General features: G+C 64.8%; 16 protein-coding genes, 1 pseudogene and 1 riboswitch. Of the genes and pseudogenes, 9 read left to right on the top strand and 8 right to left on the bottom strand.

What is annotated here, in order from left to right; all coding sequences use genetic code 11:
- The first annotated feature begins 21 nt into the window (after positions 1–21).
- The 3 genes from CAG29_RS03650 (at position 22) to CAG29_RS03640 (ending at position 2,855) form a co-directional block, all read left to right on the top strand.
- Complete coding sequence (locus tag CAG29_RS03650; RefSeq protein ID WP_085629388.1) at positions 22–987, top strand: 2-hydroxyacid dehydrogenase; 966 nt, start codon at positions 22–24, stop codon at positions 985–987.
- Positions 988–1,020: 33 nt separating this feature from the next.
- Positions 1,021–2,019, top strand: a complete 999-nt coding sequence (locus tag CAG29_RS03645) for a class I SAM-dependent methyltransferase (protein WP_085693870.1) — start codon at positions 1,021–1,023, stop codon at positions 2,017–2,019.
- A 40-nt stretch (positions 2,020–2,059) separates the two neighbouring features.
- A riboswitch (yybP-ykoY riboswitch) is annotated at positions 2,060–2,182 on the top strand.
- Positions 2,183–2,270: 88 nt separating this feature from the next.
- A complete protein-coding gene (locus tag CAG29_RS03640) occupies positions 2,271–2,855 on the top strand; it encodes a TMEM165/GDT1 family protein (protein WP_085584777.1) in 585 nt (194 codons plus the stop codon).
- Between the two features lie 247 nt (positions 2,856–3,102).
- Here the strand turns inward: CAG29_RS03640 and CAG29_RS03635 are convergent, their stop codons facing one another.
- On the bottom strand, positions 3,103–3,921 hold the full coding sequence (locus CAG29_RS03635; protein WP_085584775.1) for a M48 family metallopeptidase: 819 nt from the start codon (positions 3,919–3,921) through the stop codon (positions 3,103–3,105).
- Between the two features lie 201 nt (positions 3,922–4,122).
- On the opposite strand from CAG29_RS03635, the pseudogene CAG29_RS28955 reads away from it, so the two are divergent.
- Positions 4,123–5,469 (top strand): annotated as a pseudogene (locus CAG29_RS28955) (HAMP domain-containing protein); the annotation flags it as partial.
- A gap of 12 nt (positions 5,470–5,481) precedes the next feature.
- Positions 5,482–6,324, top strand: coding sequence for a methyl-accepting chemotaxis protein (locus CAG29_RS28950; protein WP_371856116.1), 843 nt, complete (start codon positions 5,482–5,484; stop codon positions 6,322–6,324).
- A 344-nt stretch (positions 6,325–6,668) separates the two neighbouring features.
- On the opposite strand, the gene CAG29_RS03625 is transcribed toward CAG29_RS28950, so the two are convergent.
- Genes CAG29_RS03625 through CAG29_RS03615 form a run of 3 tightly spaced genes read right to left on the bottom strand, consistent with a single transcriptional unit; the run spans position 6,669 to position 7,781 of the window.
- The gene (locus tag CAG29_RS03625) at positions 6,669–7,292 is read right to left on the bottom strand and encodes an SOS response-associated peptidase (RefSeq protein ID WP_085584771.1); all 624 of its coding nucleotides are present in this window, start codon (positions 7,290–7,292) and stop codon (positions 6,669–6,671) included.
- Between the two features lie 36 nt (positions 7,293–7,328).
- On the bottom strand, positions 7,329–7,589 hold the full coding sequence (locus tag CAG29_RS03620) for a putative signal transducing protein (RefSeq protein WP_085584769.1): 261 nt from the start codon (positions 7,587–7,589) through the stop codon (positions 7,329–7,331).
- Positions 7,590–7,598: 9 nt separating this feature from the next.
- On the bottom strand, positions 7,599–7,781 hold the full coding sequence (locus tag CAG29_RS03615; RefSeq protein ID WP_085584767.1) for a CPXCG motif-containing cysteine-rich protein: 183 nt from the start codon (positions 7,779–7,781) through the stop codon (positions 7,599–7,601).
- 139 nt (positions 7,782–7,920) lie between these two features.
- On the opposite strand from CAG29_RS03615, the gene CAG29_RS03610 reads away from it, so the two are divergent.
- Positions 7,921–9,087: a 1-acyl-sn-glycerol-3-phosphate acyltransferase gene (locus CAG29_RS03610; protein ID WP_085584765.1), complete on the top strand. Its 1,167-nt coding sequence runs from the start codon at positions 7,921–7,923 to the stop codon at positions 9,085–9,087.
- Positions 9,088–9,163: 76 nt separating this feature from the next.
- On the opposite strand, the gene CAG29_RS03605 is transcribed toward CAG29_RS03610, so the two are convergent.
- Positions 9,164–9,442, bottom strand: a complete 279-nt coding sequence (locus CAG29_RS03605; protein ID WP_085584763.1) for a hypothetical protein — start codon at positions 9,440–9,442, stop codon at positions 9,164–9,166.
- Between the two features lie 194 nt (positions 9,443–9,636).
- On the opposite strand from CAG29_RS03605, the gene CAG29_RS03600 reads away from it, so the two are divergent.
- Positions 9,637–9,843 carry a hypothetical protein gene (locus tag CAG29_RS03600; RefSeq protein WP_085584935.1) on the top strand — a complete coding sequence of 69 codons (207 nt, stop codon included), beginning with the start codon at positions 9,637–9,639 and terminating at the stop codon, positions 9,841–9,843.
- Positions 9,844–10,095: 252 nt separating this feature from the next.
- Here CAG29_RS03600 and CAG29_RS03595 read toward each other — a convergent pair whose 3' ends face one another.
- On the bottom strand, positions 10,096–10,680 hold the full coding sequence (locus CAG29_RS03595) for a YajG family lipoprotein (protein WP_085584761.1): 585 nt from the start codon (positions 10,678–10,680) through the stop codon (positions 10,096–10,098).
- A gap of 190 nt (positions 10,681–10,870) precedes the next feature.
- On the opposite strand from CAG29_RS03595, the gene CAG29_RS03590 reads away from it, so the two are divergent.
- Together CAG29_RS03590 and mqo are read left to right on the top strand one after the other, a co-directional pair.
- On the top strand, positions 10,871–11,104 hold the full coding sequence (locus tag CAG29_RS03590; RefSeq protein WP_085584759.1) for a hypothetical protein: 234 nt from the start codon (positions 10,871–10,873) through the stop codon (positions 11,102–11,104).
- Between the two features lie 738 nt (positions 11,105–11,842).
- Positions 11,843–13,351: a malate dehydrogenase (quinone) gene (gene mqo, locus CAG29_RS03585; protein WP_085584757.1), complete on the top strand. Its 1,509-nt coding sequence runs from the start codon at positions 11,843–11,845 to the stop codon at positions 13,349–13,351.
- A gap of 70 nt (positions 13,352–13,421) precedes the next feature.
- On the opposite strand, the gene CAG29_RS03580 is transcribed toward mqo, so the two are convergent.
- Together CAG29_RS03580 and CAG29_RS03575 are read right to left on the bottom strand one after the other, a co-directional pair.
- Positions 13,422–13,709, bottom strand: a complete 288-nt coding sequence (locus CAG29_RS03580) for a PA4642 family protein (RefSeq protein WP_085656723.1) — start codon at positions 13,707–13,709, stop codon at positions 13,422–13,424.
- A 63-nt stretch (positions 13,710–13,772) separates the two neighbouring features.
- On the bottom strand, positions 13,773–14,252 hold the full coding sequence (locus CAG29_RS03575; protein ID WP_085629380.1) for a hypothetical protein: 480 nt from the start codon (positions 14,250–14,252) through the stop codon (positions 13,773–13,775).
- Positions 14,253–14,425: the final 173 nt, after the last annotated feature.

Raw genomic sequence — 14,425 nt, 5'->3', positions numbered from 1 at the left:
ACCGCACAAAAGGTACAGTTGATGACGAACGCCCGCCGCGCCGTATTCCTCGATCACCCTTCCCTGGACCTGGGCGATCTCGACCTGAACCCTTTGCGCGAGTGCTTCAGCGACCTGCAACTGTTCGCCCAGACCCTGCCGGAGCAGGTCGCCGAACGCCTGCACGGCGCCACCGTGGCGATCACCAACAAGATCGTCATCGACGCGGCCGCCATGGCGGCCAACCCCGACCTGAAGCTGATCCTGATCACCGCCACCGGCACCAACAACGTCGACCTGGCCGCCGCAAAGGCCCGCGGCATCACCGTGTGCAACTGCCAGGCCTACGGCACGCCGTCGGTGGCGCAGCACACGATCATGCTGCTGCTCAACCTCGCCACCCGTTTGGGTGACTACCGAAAAGCCGTCGGCGAAGGCCGCTGGCAACAGGCCAAACAGTTCTGCCTGCTGGACTACCCGATCGTCGAGCTGGAAGGCAAGACCCTGGGCCTGCTCGGGCACGGCGAACTGGGCGGCGCGGTGGCCCGCCTGGCCGAAGCGTTCGGCATGCGCGTGCTGTCGGGGCAGATTCCGGGACGGCCGCCGCGGCCGGACCGCGTGCCGCTGGCTGAACTGCTGCCCCAGGTCGACGCCCTCACCCTGCACTGCCCGCTCAACGAACACACCCGCCACTTCATCGGTGCCCGGGAACTGGCGTCGATGAAACCCGGCGCGTTCGTGGTCAACACCGCCCGCGGCGGCCTGATCGACGAGCAGGCGCTGGCCGACGCCCTGCGCAGCGGCCACCTCGGCGGCGCCGCCACCGACGTGCTGAGCACCGAGCCGCCGGTCAACGGCAACCCGCTGCTGGCCGCCGACATTCCGCGCCTGATCGTCACCCCGCACAACGCCTGGGGCAGCCGCGAGGCGCGGCAGCGCATCGTCGGGCAACTGACCGAAAACGCCCACGCGTTCTTCAGCGGTGAGGCGCTGCGGGTCGTCAATTGATAGACTGCGGCACTTTTTTACCAAGGAGCAGTTATGGATCCGCGCAGTGAAGTACTGCTTCGTCAGGCCGAGTTATTCCAAGGGTCGGTGCTGCTGGCCGGGTTGCCCGCCGACGATCTGCTCGGGCGCCTGCCCGACGCGTTCGGCTGGTGCTGGCATGCCGGCGATCAGGCCATGCTGGAGGCGCGCTTCGCCGGGCGCAGCCACTTCGGCGTGAACGTCCCCGAGCGCGGGTTCGACAGCGCGGTGGTGTTCCTGCCCAAGGCCAAGGACCTGACCGACTACCTGCTCAACGCCGTGGCCGCGCGCCTGGCCGGGCGCGAGGTGTACCTGGTGGGGGAGAAACGCGGCGGCATCGAAGGCGCAGCCAAGCAGCTCAATCCGTTCGGCAAGCCGCGCAAGCTCGACAGCGCCCGCCATTGCCAGCTCTGGCAGGTGACGGTGGCCGACGCGCCGGCGGCCAAACCGCTGGAAAGCCTGGCCCAGACCTATGAACTGCCGCTGGCCGAAGGGCCGCTCAAGGTGATCAGCCTGCCGGGCGTGTTCAGCCACGGCCGGCTGGACCGCGGCAGCGCCCTGCTGCTGGAGCACCTGGACAAACTGCCCGGCGGCCATCTGCTGGACTTCGGCTGCGGTGCCGGCGTGCTGGGGGCTGCGGTCAAGCGTCGCTACCCGGACACCCAGGTGACCTTGCTGGACGTCGACGCCTTCGCCGCCGCCAGCAGCCGTCTGACCCTGGCGGCCAACGGTCTGGAAGGCGACGTGCTGACCGGCGACGGCATCGATGCCGCCCCGCTGGGCTTGAACGCGATCCTGACCAATCCGCCGTTCCACACCGGGGTGCACACCGACTACCAGGCAACGGAAAACCTGCTGCGAAAAGCAGCCCAACATCTGAAAAATGGTGGCGAACTGCGGTTGGTGGCCAATAGTTTCCTCAAGTACCAACCGTTGATCGAGGAGCATCTGGGCGCCTGTTCGGTGAGGGCCGAAGGCCAGGGGTTCCGGATCTACAGCGCCAAGCGCGGCTGAAAATTTGTACTTGCCCAATCGGATTTGCCTAGGCAGAATCCGCTCCGTCCTAGGGGAGTAGTCTCCCACGAGCGCCTAGCTCGTCCGGCATACGTCAACACACTTGATCCGCAGATCATGGCGTATGCGACCCCAGCGTCCGCACCAGACGGACCGCAGGGTTTGACAAGACCTATGACACGCACACCTTACCCGGGGCGGGAAGGCTGTACGTGTCATAGCCGTGTCGACCCGCCCCTTAGGAAATCCTGATGCTGGACTCGCTGCTCGTTCCCACCGCCATCGTTGCCCTCGCCGAAATCGGCGACAAGACGCAACTGCTCGCGCTCATTCTCGCCGCACGCTTTCGCAAACCCTGGCCGATCATCGCCGGCATCGTCGCCGCGACCCTGGCCAACCATGCGGCCGCCGGTGCGGTCGGCGCCTGGTTCGGCAGTTTCTTCTCCGACTCCGTCCTGCACTGGATCCTCGCGGCCAGCTTCGCCGCCACGGCCCTGTGGACCCTGGTGCCGGACAAGATGGACGACGACGAGGCCAGCACGGCCCGCAAGTTCGGGCCGTTCCTGACCACGCTGATCGCGTTCTTCCTGGCGGAAATCGGTGACAAGACCCAGATCGCCACGGTGATGCTGGCGGCGCAGTACCCGGAGCTGTGGCTGGTGATCATCGGCACCACCGCAGGCATGCTGATCGCCAACGTGCCGGTGGTGCTGGCGGGGAATTTCGCGGCGGAGAAACTGCCGCTGACGCTGATCCGTCGCCTGGCGGCTTCGGCCTTCATGATTCTGGCGATCGTCGCGGTGTACAAGGCGATGCAGAGCAGCGGCTGGGTCTGACGCGGCAAGCCTGCGAAGTCGCGTTATCGTTCATCGCGGGCAAGCCCGCTCCCACAGGATTCTGCGGTGACCACAGCCCCAGCATTCACCCGAGATCCCTTGTGGGAGCCAGCCTGCTGGCGATGGCGTCAGTCCGGGCACCACAGGACCAAGACAAGACAGGTGCCCCCCACGGGAATCTGCGCTGAACCGTCCTTGTGGGAGCGGGCTTGCCCGCGAAGGGGCCACCAGCCGCGCAGGGTGTCCATCAGGACTTCGGCGCTTTCTCGTACAACGGCATCACCTTCGGAATCGCCGCCTGCAACGAGGCGATCCGGCTGGACGAGGCCGGGTGCGTGCTCATGAACTCCGGCGGTGCGCCTTCCGAGGCCTTGCTCATCTTGTTCCACAGGGTGATCGCGGCGTTCGGGTTGTAGCCGGCCCGGGCGGCGAGTTCGAGGCCGATCAGGTCGGCTTCGTTTTCGTTGGCGCGGCTGTTGGGCAGGGTCATGCCGTAGTTGGCCACCGTGTCGGCGAGGGCCAGGCTGTCCTGACCCAGGCCGAGCAGCGCACCGGCCCCCTGCTTGGCCATTTCGATGCCGTAGGCCTTGGACATCGCCTCACGGCCGTGCTCGCGCAAGGCGTGGGCGATCTCATGGCCCATGACCGCGGCGATCTCGTCGTCGGTCAGCTTCAGGCTGTCGATCAGCCCGGTGTAGAAAATGATCTTGCCGCCGGGGCCGCAGTTGGCGTTGAGCTCATCGCTCTTGATCAGGTTGACCTCCCACTTCCACTGCGCAGCGTCCGGACGGAAGTTCGGCGCCTGCGCAATCAGCCGGTTCGCGATGGCCTGAACGCGTTTCGCGTCGTTGCTGGTCTTGTCCAGCACGCCCTTGCCGGACGCCTCGCCCACCGTCTTCTGATAGGACTGGGCATACATCTGGTCGACTTCCTGCGAGGACAGCATGCTGAACATGTACTGCTTGCGTTCCACACCCACGGCGCCGCCGCTGGTGGTGTTGACCGACTGGCAACCGGCCAGCGACAGCGCTGCGCCCAGCGCACCTGCAACCCAAATCTTGTTCATTCAAAAGCTCCCTGGAAACCTGCGCGTATCCTAGGCGGGTAACGGTAGCCGCGCCAGATCCAACAGACGTGTTGCACGTACTTTCAGAAAGCCTCCGCGCCCCTGTAGGAAAAAATTCATACCCGCCGCAATGCCTTCCGCCACTGCGTCGCGCACCGATCCATTTGCGACATCCTTCTTTTATTCCGGCGCAATCCGCTCATGGCTCCGTGCCCGCTGCCGATACATCAGCGCAGACGTCTTCCTGCGTGCGGAGCTCCCATGAAATTCAAGTCGATCCAGTTTTCCGTGGCGGCCCTGGCCGGCGCCATCGTTCTCAGCGTGGTGGCCGCGCTGGTGCTGTATGCGCTGTTCTCCGGCGCCCGGACGCAAGACATGGTGCAGGAACGCACCCAGGCCCAGTTCGAGCAGGTCATTGAACAGCGTCTGACGTCTCTGGCGCAGACCCAGGTCAGCCAGATCCAGCGCGAGCTCGAAGCGCCGCTGCTGATCGCCGGCGGGCTGGTGCGGGTCAACGCCCTGCTCGGCACGCCGGGCGCCGACGGCCAGCCCCGGCTGACCGTCAGCCGCGAGCAGTTGATCAGCCTGATCAAGGAAAACGTCGAGAAGAACCCGAAAATCCTCGGCACCTACATCGGCTGGGAAAAGAACGCCCTGGACCACAACGACGCCGCCTACGTCGGCACCCAGGTGGTGGGCATCGACGCCACCAACGGGCGCTTCCTGCCGTGGTGGTTCCGCAATGACGACGGCACCCTGGGCCTGGACAAACTGGTGGATGTGGACGACCAGAAAGTCCTGTCCACCGGCGTGCGCGCCAGCGAGTACTACCTGTGCTCGAAGGAAACCAAGAAGTCCTGCGTGATCGACCCGGCGCCGTACAAGGTCGGCGACAAGGTCGTGATGCTCGCCTCGTTCATCGAGCCGATCATGCTCAACGGCGCGTTCCAGGGCATCGTCGGCGCCGACCTGTCGGTGAACTTCATCCAGGAGATGCTCCTGGCCGCCAACCAGAAACTGTACGCCGGCGCCGGGCAGATGGCCCTGATCGGCGGCAACGGCCGGATCGTGGCCTACACCAAGGATCCGAGCAAGTTCGGCGAGAAGGTCAGCGACATCCTCAACAGCCAGCAGATCGCCAACATGGCCAATCTCAAGCGCGGCGAAGTCACCTACACCGTCAGCAAGGAACAAGGGCGGATCGAGCTGTACCTGCCGTTCGGCATCGGCCAGACCGACGCGCGCTGGACCTTGATGCTGCAATTGCCGCTGAACGCGGTGATGGCCGACCTGCAGAAACTCCAGGGCGACCTCGACGCCCAGCGCAAATCCGACACTTTCGGCATGGCCATGGTCGGCCTGATCATCGCCGGCCTCGGCCTGCTGGTGATCTGGCTGGTGGGCCACGGCATCGCCCGTCCGCTCAAGCAGATGGTGACCATGCTCGACGACATCGCCCAGGGCGAAGGCGACCTGACCCGCCGCCTGAGCAGCGACCGCAGCGATGAGCTGGGCTCGATCGCCAAAGGCTTCAACACGTTCCTGGCCAAGTTGCAGGCGATGATCACCCAGGTGGTGACGTCGGTGCAGAGCGTCAGCGATTCGTCCGAGCACACCGCCGACATCGCCATCCGCACCAACATCGGCGTGCAGAAGCAGATGGCCGAGATCGACCAGGTGGCCACCGCCGTGCAGGAGATGACCGCCACCGCCCAGGACGTGGCGCGCAACGCGACCCAAGCCGCGCAGGCGGCCAGCCATGCCGACCAGGCTGCGAGCCAAGGCATGCAGATCGTCAGCGACACGTCGAAGTCGATCGGCGTGCTGGCCGTGGAGATCGGCAAGGCCGTGGAAGTGGTGCAGGCACTGGCCAAGGACAGCGAGAACATCAACGCGATCCTCATCGCCATCCGTGCCATCGCCGAACAGACCAACCTGCTGGCCCTGAACGCGGCCATCGAAGCGGCCCGCGCCGGCGAGCAGGGCCGCGGTTTCGCGGTGGTGGCCGACGAGGTGCGCAACCTGGCGCAGAAGACCCAGCAGGCCACCGAAGAAATCCAGAGCATGATCCAGCAGTTGCAGCAGGGCACCCGCGAAGTGGTGCGGGTCATGGAGGACAGCCAGAGCCGCACCGACGAAAGCGTGCAGCACGCGGCCAAGGCCGCCGAAGCGCTGGAGACCATCACCCAGGCGGTGTCGGTGATCAACGACATGAACACCCAGATCGCCAGCGCCGCCGAGGAACAGAGCGCGGTGGCCGACGACATCAACCGCAACGTGATCAACATCGGCCAGGTGGCCAACGAAGTCGCGGGCGGCGCCGACGAATCGAGTTCGGCCAGCGCCGACCTGACCAAACTTGCGGAGCAGCAGCGCCGGCTGATCAATCAGTTCAAGGTCTGACCGGCGGGAAGGCCCTGCGGGCCTTATCGCGAGCAGGCTCGCTCCCACAGGGGGACGGTGGTGAAAAACTGTGGGAGGCAGCCTGACGCATAGATGCCGAATGGGCCGGCCTCATCGCGGGCAAGCCCGCTCCCACAGGGTTTTGCAGTGACCGCAGTTCTGCCTGGCCACCAGATCCTTGCTGGCGATGGCGGTGGATCAGGCACAGGTGATGTCGGATGAGCCGACCTCATCGCTTGCAGGCTCGCTCCCGCAGGGTTCGGTGAGAACCGCGGATTCCGCAGGCACCCGCGATCCCCTGTGGGAGCCAGCCTGCTGGCGATGGTGGAGGTTCGGGTTCCGCGTCAGGCCGGGGTCAGGCACTCCGGGCCGTTGAGCTTGGGATCGTTGACCAGGTTGGCCAGCACCCGCTCGCGCAGCGCCACGGGCTCGCCGGCCAGCAGCGCGTGCAAGGCATGCAGCGGCGTTTGCGGATCCAGCCATGCCGCCTGCCCCGCTTCATCCAGGATCAGCGGCCGGCGCTGGCTCATGGCCGGCTGGGTGATGACCGCCGTGCTCAGCCACACCTGCTCCTGCACCGGGTAGGCCTCCCAGATCGCCGCGAAGAACAGCGAAGCGCCCTCCCCCGGCGTCAGCCAGTACGGCCGCTTGCGCGCGCTGCCGCGCCATTCGTAGAAACCGTTGGCCGGCAGCAGGCAACGGCGCTGGCGCAGGGCCTCGCGGAACATCGGTTGCTCGGCGACGGTCTCGGCCCGGGCATGGGCCGGGGTGCGGGACAGGTCGGTCAGCCACGGCGGCGTCAGGCCCCAGCGGGCACGGGCCAGCGTGCGCTGACCGTCGGCTTCGGCGCGCAGCATCAGCACCGAATCGTTGGGGGAAATGTTCCACTGCGCCTGCTGATCGGCCGGGAAACCGGGCAGGGCCGCAAAATCACGGTTCCAGCGGAACAGGGCATAACGTCCACACATGGGGCAACACGGCTCGCAAATAAATCGAACGCCAGCCTAACAGACCAGCGTACCGGGGTAGCTGTCCGGTTCATCGCCGGGCAGCGGCAGCGCGGCATTGTACGCCCGGATCAGTTCGCTGGCGTACTCGGCCTGATCATTGTCGACCGACAGCCCGAGCAGGCCGAAGACCGGCAGCTCGCCCGCCCCGCCGAGCAGGTCGCGACCCACCAGGTGCGCCTCGATGCCCTCGCTTTCGAGCATGCCCTTGAGCATCTCGCCTTCCATCAGGTTTTCCGGCTCGTAGATCCGCTGCATGCGCGCCCCTCAGTCGTTTTCGCCGTACACGTCGAGCAACCACTCCTCGCCGTGCACCTGCAACACGAACCGGATCGGCTTGCAGCACACCTGGCAGTCTTCGATGTATTCCTGGTCGCCGCCGGACAGGTCCACGGTGGTCTCGACCTCTTCCCCGCAGTACGGGCAATCATAACTTGCGGCTTCCAGCATCGCGGTCTTCCGAGTGACTTGTGCGTATAATCGCCGGTCTGTTTGCAGGGCCTTTTTTGTCTGGCTACCTTTTCAGACCGTGCCCCGTTGGTTTTCGATCAACACCTTTACTTACCCTAGCCGTTTCCAACAAGAGAGCATGATGGGCGAATTCGATGCCATCCGACCTTACGACGACAGCGAAGTACCTGCGGTACTGGCGCGGCTGCTCGGCGACAAGGCGTTTCTAGATATCCTCACCCACTTCCGCTTCCCGCGTTTCGCCGGTGCCTTGGGCTGGATGCTCAAGCCCCTCATCGCCCATCGGCTGCGCCGTGAGTTCGCCGGCGTGACCTCGGTGGCCACCCTGCAGGACAAGGTCGAGTTCTACGTCGACCACACCATCGAGCGGGCCACCGACGGCGTGACCTACACCGGCGTCGAGCAGTTCAAGTCCGGCAGCGCCTACCTGTTCATCGCCAACCACCGCGACATCGTGATGGACCCGGCCTTCGTCAACTACGCCGTGTACCACGCCGGCCTGCCGACCCCGCGCATCGCGATCGGCGACAACCTGCTGCAAAAGCCCTTCGTCAGCGACCTGATGCGCCTGAACAAGAGCTTCATCGTGCACCGTTCGATCACCGGGCGCCGGGAAAAGATGGCGGCGTACCAGCTGTTGTCGGCGTACATCAACCATTCGATCCGCAACGATTGCGCCTCGATCTGGATCGCCCAGGCCGAGGGCCGGGCCAAGGACGGCGACGACCGCACCGAGTCGGCCATCCTCAAGATGTTCCACATGAGCCGCAAGGACGAGCCGTTCGGCGAGGTCATCCAGTCGCTGAACCTGACCCCGGTGTCGATCAGCTACGAATACGACCCGTGCGACCAGGCCAAGGCCCGCGAGCTGTACATCCGCGCCACCACCGGCACCTACAGCAAGGCGCCGGGCGAAGACGACGTGAGCATCGCCAAGGGCATCACCGGCTACAAGGGCCGGGTGCACGTGAACTTCGCCGCGCCGATCACGGCGTTCTACGAAGACACCAAGCAACTGGCGGTGGAGATGGACCGGCAGATCCTCGGCGGCTACCGCCTGTTCCCGGTGCATTACCTGGCGTACGCGCAGTGGGCGGACGCCGATCCGCAGCTGCAGGTGCCCAAGGCCGCCGATGTGTTCGGCGTCGATGAGCTGGCCAAGGCGCGGGAAGAGTGGCAGCGCCGGCTGGACGCCTGCCCCGAGGAGCACCGTCCGTACCTGGTGCTGCAATATGCGACGCCGGTGCGCAATCAGTACCGGGTCAAGGCGGGGTTGCCGCTGTAGGCAGACACAGCAACGGCGCCCTCGGGCGCCGTTCTTCGTGATGGGGCGGGTTCACCCCACGGGGCCTGCACGGCCTTCAGACGCGGGTGCTGATCCAGGACACCAGCAGCGCAAGGCCCAGGCAAGCGAAGCCGAAACGGTAGAAGAACCGGTTCATGCGCAGGGTCGCCCAGTCGAGCACCGGCTCCTGGTCCGGCTGGATCCGGCGCTGGGCGGCGATGTTCGCCAGCGCGCGCTGCTCACGGCGGCGGGTCGCGTGCAGCAGCCAGCTGCCCGGGAAGGCGAACGCCAGCGCCAGCAGGTTGATCAACTTGGCGGGATGGGCGGTGAACAACGTCATCAAGTGCAGCGACATCTTTGAGCCTCGAACTGAACCGGTATGGCGAACGCCAGACCGACGACCGCGGCGCGGATTCTAGCGCAACCCTCCCCTGCGTCCCCACCCTTTGCGACAAACAACGGCGCAATCGACCGATGGTTGCCCTGTGTCACGACTTCGTCATTTGCATCGGCCACCATGCGCGCCTCGAAACCGACACGGAACGCAGCATGCTTCACGCCGAAAACCAGGACCGCCTCTACCTCATCACCCCGACCGACGAACAGCAGGCCCTCGTCGGCAGCCTGGCGTTCAACGTGCAGGACCGCCGCTGGCTGGTGTATTGCGCCCTCGGCGGCCATCAGCACGCCGATCTGCCGGAAACCGACCTGCTGACGGGCGTCAGCGTGCTGGACTTCTACTCCCAGGCCGCCTGACGCCCGGCCGCCGTCGAAGCCATCGCCAGCAGGCTGGCTCCCATAACGACCGCGTCGTGCACGCAACCTGCGACTGCCTCCGAACCTGTGGGAGCCAGCCTGCTGGCGATAACGGACTGACATTCAATACGCATGCCGCCTGACACACCCTCATCACGAACAGGCTCCCTGGAGGGGGCAGCGTCCGGCGGCGGACATGAAAAAGCCCGGGGCCATCGCTGGCGCCGGGCTTTTGCGCATCAGGCGAACCGCTTACTCGGCGAGGATCTGGCCGATGCTCGGATCCTTGAACAGACGGGTCAAGGCGTCGCTCAGCACGTCGCTGACCAGTTTGGTGTTGGTTTCCTGGTTCGGCGCCATGCCGAAGCGCTGATCCAGCGAGGCGCCGTAGCGGCCGCTGTAGCGGCGGTTGCCGCTCTGCACGTCGGAGCGGAAGGTCGCGCCGATGGTGGCCTCGGTCACGTACATGCCTTCCTTCGGCGACTGGTACTTGAGCTCGGTCAGGGTCACGGTCAGCTGCGGCGCGTTCATGGCGCCGTTGGACGGGGTGAAGCCCAGCAGACGCACGGCCGCCTCGGCCTGGGCCTGCAGCTTGGGCAGGATCTGTTCGCGCTGCACGGTGATGGCGCTGGTCTCAGGGTACAGGCCCCCGCGGGTGCCCAGGGTCGGCGACGGACGGCCGTCCACCACGCGCACCACCACCGGCTGGCCGCGGCCGACCGGTGCCAGTTGGCTGGTCAGCTTCGGTTCCGGGCTCAGCTGTTGCGGGCTGTGGGCGCAGCCGGCCAGGGTCAAACCGGTCACTGTGATCAAACCGAACAACAGGCGTTGCAACATGCTCTTCTCTCCAGAATCAGGCACAGACAGGCCGGCAGTATAGCGGTGGGCCACTGCGGCTCACCAGCACGGAATCTCAGACAGGCCCGGCCCTGGGCGGTTCCTGTCACAGATTGTTCACCGCCCCTACACGATGACGTCATGGCCTGGCGGCAACCTTCGCAGCACGTACTCCAAAAGGTATTTCGCCATGCGCCATCTGATCTCGCTCTTCGCGCCGCGCCCCCTGCACCGCAGCTTCGCCCTGCTCGACCGCAACGGCCATTGCCAGGCGTTCAAGCAATGCAGCCTGCAACCGATGGGCGAAGGCTGGGTGGAAATCGAGGAAATTCGCCTCAACTGGCTGCACAAGCCGCTGCCGGCCAGCGCCCGCGTCGAAGCGTCGCGGCCGCGCGCACGGGCGCAAGCGGTTTTCGGCATCTGACCGGATGCCTAATAAAAGTCATCAAACACGAGCAAATCCCCGCATTTCTTCGATACAATCTCCCCCCGATTATAAGGTCGTCTCCTGATCGGGCCCCGCAACAGCGTCAATGCCCAGGCATTGGCATCCGAAACCGCCCACAGAGAGCCGCCCACACAGATCGAGTGAAGCCGGCGCGCTTGCTGTTTCCCAGGCAAAAACCCGCTTTTCGCGAATCTGCAGAGCTGTCATGACGCTCGGTCACTGAGTTGTTTGCCCGTGTTGCCCGCCCCGTGTTCACCGGCGGCCATCCATCCGGGCACGGTGCCCGGCCGGGGCAGCCCTTTTTGAGGTTCACGTCTTCAAAAGAGCGTGAAAAAAACGGGTTTTCACAACTTCACAAGAGTGTGGCGAGCAAATGAATAGTTTTGCGTCTGAACATGCACCATTAGCGTCTACAACAGCCCAACGACACAGGACCGCGTACGCCTCGAACACCGGAGCCTGATGCCTGTCCGCTACGGATTTGGTTGCACGAACGGATGACTCGACCATAAGTCGAATTGCCAGCCGCGCGCCGAAATGAGTTCATGGAGCTCATGAGGCCGGGCCGTCTGCATCCGTCGAAGTTGCGAAAAATTGCGAAGATTCGGACATGGCGATCCTGGCCATGGGTTACCTGGGGCGCCACTGACCTGCCCCGGAACACCTGGCAGCCATGCCGACAATTTGGTGCTGCAGATTTTGGAGACGCGTTAAATGGCGCATAACGAAGCAGTCGACGTAGTTCTGGTAGGGGCCGGCATCATGAGCGCCACCCTTGCGGTGCTGCTCAAGGAGCTCGACCCGGCGATCAAGCTGGAAGTCGTCGAGCTGATGGATTCCGGAGCCGCGGAGAGTTCCAACCCGTGGAACAACGCGGGCACCGGCCACGCCGGCCTGTGCGAGCTGAACTACACGCCGCAGGCTGCCGACGGCACCGTCGACATCAAGAAGGCCGTGCACATCAACACCCAGTTCGAGGTGTCGAAGCAGTTCTGGTCCTACCTGACCCGCAAGGGCACGTTCGGCTCGTGCAAATCGTTCATCAGCCCGGTGCCGCACCTGAGCTATGTCGAAGGCGACAAAGGCGTGTCGTTCCTCAAGGAACGCTTCAAGGTGCTGAGCAAGCACCACGCGTTCGCCGATATGGAATACACCGAAGACAAGGCCAAGATGGCCGAGTGGATGCCGCTGATGATGCCGGGCCGCCCGGCCGATCAGGTGCTGGCCGCCACCCGCGTGCTCAATGGCACCGACGTCAACTTCGGCGCCCTCACCAATCAGTTGCTCAAGCACCTGACCAGCGCACCCGATGCCCAGGTCAAGTACTGCAAGCGCGTGACCGGCCTCAAGCGCAACGGCAACGGCTGGACCGTCAGCATCAAGGACGTCAACAGCGGCAACAGCCGTGAAGTCGACGCCAAGTTCGTGTTCCTCGGCGCCGGCGGCGCGGCCCTGCCGCTGCTGCAGGCTTCGGGCATCGAAGAGAGCAAAGGCTTCGGCGGCTTCCCGATCAGCGGCCAGTGGCTGCGCTGCGACAACCCGGAAGTGGTCAAGCACCACCAGGCCAAGGTCTACAGCCAGGCCGCCGTGGGTTCGCCGCCGATGTCCGTGCCGCACCTGGACACCCGCGTGGTCGACGGCAAGAAATCCCTGCTGTTCGGGCCGTACGCCGGCTTCACCACCAAGTTCCTCAAGCACGGTTCGTTCATGGACCTGCCGATGTCGGTGCGCGCCGGCAACATCGGCCCGATGCTGGCCGTGGCGAAGAACAACATGGACCTGACCAAGTACCTGGTCAGCGAAGTGATGCAGTCGATGGAGCAGCGCCTGGAGTCCCTGCGCCGCTTCTACCCGCAGGCGAAAGCCGAGGACTGGCGCCTGGAAGTGGCCGGCCAGCGGGTGCAGATCATCAAGAAAGACCCGAAAAAGGGCGGCATCCTGCAGTTCGGCACCGAACTGGTGGCGGCGAAGGACGGTTCTCTGGCCGCCCTGCTCGGCGCTTCGCCAGGCGCCTCCGTGACCGTGTCGATCATGCTCGAGCTGATCGAGAAATGCTTCCCGGGCAAGGCCAAGGGCGAGTGGGCCGCCAAACTGGCGGAAATCTTCCCGGCCCGTGAAAAGGCGCTGGAAACCGATGCTGCGCTGTACCGCAAGATCAACACGCAGAACAACATCGCCCTGGAGCTGGTCGAGGAAAGCAGCGAGACCCCAAGCTTCGCTTGATCGCGCCCCATGAAAAACGCCCCGCACTCAGTGAGTGCGGGGCGTTTTTTTATGCCTGTGGCGAGGGCGGTCAGCCGCGGGCCTTCTCGATCAGCTCGATGTACTCCGGCGCGTTGCGCTGATCGCGGATCAGCTCGACGAAGGTCTTGCCCTGCTCGTCCTTGCCGTCCAGATCCAGGCCGGCGGCCAGGAAAAACGTCAGGAAGCGCTCGAAGTCGTCGATGCGCAGACCGCGATAGGCCTTGATCAGTTTGTGCAGCGACGGCGAGGTGGCATCGGCCGGCTCGAAGTCCAGGAACAGTTTGATCTGCTCATCGCCGATCTCGTCACCAATCACTTGCTTCTTATCTTTACGCATTGCCGACTCCAGCTCGCGGACATTTCACGGGGCGGGCAGTTTACCCCCGCGCAGGCTCGGCGCTCAACGCGACCGCACGGACCCGGTGTGCAAATCGGCCCAGATGTGGCCGTTGGCGTAACTGAGGAACTGGACATACACCGTGTCGTTGCGCAGCAGATCGATCACCACCCGGTACTGGGCCAGCGGGTAGAACAGCGTGAGGGTCTTGGCCTTGTCGTCATACGCCGGTTTCTTCAGGCTTTTGCTTTCGCCGTCGAAATTGACCAGCACCTGCGTGACCGTCGCGCCCTTGTTCAAGGACTTGCCCTTGAGGCGGATCATCAGCGACGAGGTGACCGGGATCGGCTGCTGGTTGGACTGACGCTGGGCCCCCACCACCACCGAATAGTCGGTGACCTGCAGCAATTGCTGCTGCTCGGGTTCGGCGTCGCGCAGGGTCAGGTCGTCCGGCGGCAAGAACTGGCTGTGCAGGGGCGCGGCGGCCAGGGGCAGGCTGAGGGTCAGGAACAAGGCGGCGCAACTGCGGATCAAGAGGCTCATGACAGGCTCCGGGGGCGGGGCCGAGCACTCTAGCATGGGCTTGCGGGGGGATCAGCAGGTGCCTTCACTGACGCCATCGCCAGCAGGCTGGCTTGTATGCTGGTACTTGAAGGGAGGAGGAGGGACTAGGCTGGATTCTGACTGTTGACGCAGTACAGACCGTGGGAGATTTC

Origin of the sequence: Pseudomonas sp. B7(2017) (genome assembly GCF_002112745.1) — a bacterium.
Taxonomy (GTDB): Bacteria; Pseudomonadota; Gammaproteobacteria; order Pseudomonadales; family Pseudomonadaceae; genus Aquipseudomonas; species Aquipseudomonas ekonensis.
The sequence above is the reverse complement of the archived record's forward strand: the minus strand, read 5'-3'. Positions and strand labels throughout refer to the sequence as shown.

Excerpts from the sequence above, each read along its gene's own strand:
- CAG29_RS03650 (WP_085629388.1), top strand. The coding sequence starts at position 22 with ATGACGAACGCCCGCCGCGCCGTATTCCTCGATCACCCTTCCCTGGAC.
- CAG29_RS03645 (WP_085693870.1), top strand. The coding sequence starts at position 1,021 with ATGGATCCGCGCAGTGAAGTACTGCTTCGTCAGGCCGAGTTATTCCAA.
- CAG29_RS03640 (WP_085584777.1), top strand. The coding sequence starts at position 2,271 with ATGCTGGACTCGCTGCTCGTTCCCACCGCCATCGTTGCCCTCGCCGAA.
- CAG29_RS03635 (WP_085584775.1), bottom strand. The coding sequence starts at position 3,921 with ATGAACAAGATTTGGGTTGCAGGTGCGCTGGGCGCAGCGCTGTCGCTG.
- CAG29_RS28950 (WP_371856116.1), top strand. The coding sequence starts at position 5,482 with ATGATCACCCAGGTGGTGACGTCGGTGCAGAGCGTCAGCGATTCGTCC.
- CAG29_RS03625 (WP_085584771.1), bottom strand. The coding sequence starts at position 7,292 with ATGTGTGGACGTTATGCCCTGTTCCGCTGGAACCGTGATTTTGCGGCC.
- CAG29_RS03620 (WP_085584769.1), bottom strand. The coding sequence starts at position 7,589 with ATGCAGCGGATCTACGAGCCGGAAAACCTGATGGAAGGCGAGATGCTC.
- CAG29_RS03615 (WP_085584767.1), bottom strand. The coding sequence starts at position 7,781 with ATGCTGGAAGCCGCAAGTTATGATTGCCCGTACTGCGGGGAAGAGGTC.
- CAG29_RS03610 (WP_085584765.1), top strand. The coding sequence starts at position 7,921 with ATGATGGGCGAATTCGATGCCATCCGACCTTACGACGACAGCGAAGTA.
- CAG29_RS03605 (WP_085584763.1), bottom strand. The coding sequence starts at position 9,442 with ATGTCGCTGCACTTGATGACGTTGTTCACCGCCCATCCCGCCAAGTTG.
- CAG29_RS03600 (WP_085584935.1), top strand. The coding sequence starts at position 9,637 with ATGCTTCACGCCGAAAACCAGGACCGCCTCTACCTCATCACCCCGACC.
- CAG29_RS03595 (WP_085584761.1), bottom strand. The coding sequence starts at position 10,680 with ATGTTGCAACGCCTGTTGTTCGGTTTGATCACAGTGACCGGTTTGACC.
- CAG29_RS03590 (WP_085584759.1), top strand. The coding sequence starts at position 10,871 with ATGCGCCATCTGATCTCGCTCTTCGCGCCGCGCCCCCTGCACCGCAGC.
- mqo (WP_085584757.1), top strand. The coding sequence starts at position 11,843 with ATGGCGCATAACGAAGCAGTCGACGTAGTTCTGGTAGGGGCCGGCATC.
- CAG29_RS03580 (WP_085656723.1), bottom strand. The coding sequence starts at position 13,709 with ATGCGTAAAGATAAGAAGCAAGTGATTGGTGACGAGATCGGCGATGAG.
- CAG29_RS03575 (WP_085629380.1), bottom strand. The coding sequence starts at position 14,252 with ATGAGCCTCTTGATCCGCAGTTGCGCCGCCTTGTTCCTGACCCTCAGC.